We start from the raw sequence: 521 nt of genomic DNA, 5'->3' as shown, positions 1-521 counted from the left end.
GCCATCGGTGTGCTCGGGCTCACCGATCAGCTTCGTCCGGATGCCGTGGAGTCCGTCGCGGCGATGGCTGCATTGACCGCCGCACCACCGGTGCTGCTCACGGGTGACAACGGGCGAGCGGCTTGGCGGGTCGCTCGGAACGCCGCGATCACCGATGTGCGAGCCGCATTGCTGCCCGAGCAGGAGGTTGAAGTCGTGCGCAACCTGCAGGCCGGTGGTCACCAGGTGCTGCTCGTCGGCGACGGCGTCAACGACGCTCCCGCCATGTCCGCCGCCCGCGCCGCTGTCGCCATGGGCGCCGGCGCCGATCTGACCCTACAGACCGCAGACGGGGTGACCATACGGGACGAACTGCACACCATCCCGACGATCATCGGGTTGGCACGGCAGGCGCGCCGGGTGGTCACCGTCAACCTGGCCATCGCGGCCACCTTCATCGCCGTCCTGGTGCTGTGGGACCTTTTTGGGCAGCTGCCGCTGCCACTGGGTGTGGTGGGTCACGAAGGGTCCACTGTGCTGGT

1 pseudogene is annotated in these 521 nt (G+C 68.7%); it reads left to right on the top strand.

The window, feature by feature from the left end:
* Positions 1-521: pseudogene (ctpD, locus tag FJM08_RS08650) on the top strand (cobalt-translocating P-type ATPase CtpD); the annotation flags it as partial.

Source organism: Metamycoplasma equirhinis (genome assembly GCF_006385185.1).
GTDB lineage: Bacteria > Bacillota_I > Bacilli_A > Mycoplasmatales > Metamycoplasmataceae > Metamycoplasma > Metamycoplasma equirhinis.
The sequence above is the reverse complement of the archived record's forward strand: the minus strand, read 5'-3'. Positions and strand labels throughout refer to the sequence as shown.